Below are 1,115 nucleotides of genomic sequence, written 5' to 3'. Positions count from 1 at the left end.
AAGTAACGCACTTCAGCCACCACGGTTCGGGCATGGGTCTGCAACGAGCGAGTTTTTCGTACCCGTTGACCACCGCCATCGTAGAGGTAGGACTCAACGTCATTGCCTCCGGTATCGCGCTCCACCGGGCTGACCGATTGCAATTGATTGCGCAGATCCCATGTCAAAAAACGCCCCTGATCCAGCTCCAGCAAATTGCCTCGGGCGTCGAATGCTGCGGCGATTTCGTCTTCGGTCGGTGGTATGCCGTTGCGCCAGGGCAGGCAACGATTGCTGTACTGGGCGGCCTTCAGATCACGTCCAGGACTTTGCACACCGACATGTGCCAGCTTCAGCAAATTGCCGGCCTCGTCATACCTGTAGGTTTGCTCGTAGTTGCTAAGCGCCGCCGGATCATTGCGCCCAACGGATTCCGGCCCTTGGTTGGGAGCGCCCGCCTCCCAGCCAGTCGCCTTGATCAATTGATACAGGCTGTCGTAGGTAAATCGACTGACGGGCTCGATGCGTTGATTGTTGAAGTACCGCACCGGCAACGCCTTGTCCTCGATACTCAGCACATTGCCCATTCGGTCATAGGCGTAGAGCAGGTATTGCAGCCAGCCGCTGTGATCGCTGTGCGCCCGACGCTCGATCAGACGCCCGTCTTGCGCAGAATACTTGAGGGTCGTCTGTACGTTGTTACCCGCCACTTCGCGAGTGATCTGTCCTTGGGCGTTGTACTCGATCTCGCTGACCAGTGTTTGCCAGGTCGGCTTGCCCGCCAGTCTCAGGGCGCTGTGGAGTAGTCGGCCATCAAGAGTGAAACCAAAGGTCTGGCAGTTCTGCCTGGCATCAACCGACTCCAGCACATTTCCCTGCGGACCGAATCGCCACGTCGAGACCGCTCCATCGCCCGACTCCAACAAATCATTGCGATCTGCAATCGGCTCCGGCCAATCAGGCGCAACGGCCTCCTCGGTAAAGTGTTGAACCTGCCTTGTGCACTGGCCAGTAATCGAAAATGCCTCAAGCAATACGGTCCCGCCGGGGCCATCCTGTCGAATCAGTTGCCCGGCCAGGTTGTGGTCCTGGTGACCCTGACCGGGACGACCATATTCCATGCGCTCGGCACAACG

Annotated in this window: 1 protein-coding gene; it reads right to left on the bottom strand. The window is 58.5% G+C overall.

The features are described 5' to 3' along the window. Positions 1-1,115, bottom strand: a 1,115-nt coding sequence (locus BK660_RS29895) for an RHS repeat domain-containing protein (protein WP_148057476.1), incomplete at both ends; no start/stop codon positions are given.

The sequence above is a fragment of the Pseudomonas brassicacearum genome (genome assembly GCF_003732265.1).
Taxonomy (GTDB): domain Bacteria; phylum Pseudomonadota; class Gammaproteobacteria; order Pseudomonadales; family Pseudomonadaceae; genus Aquipseudomonas; species Aquipseudomonas brassicacearum_D.
This window is presented reverse-complemented; position numbering and strand designations above follow the sequence as displayed.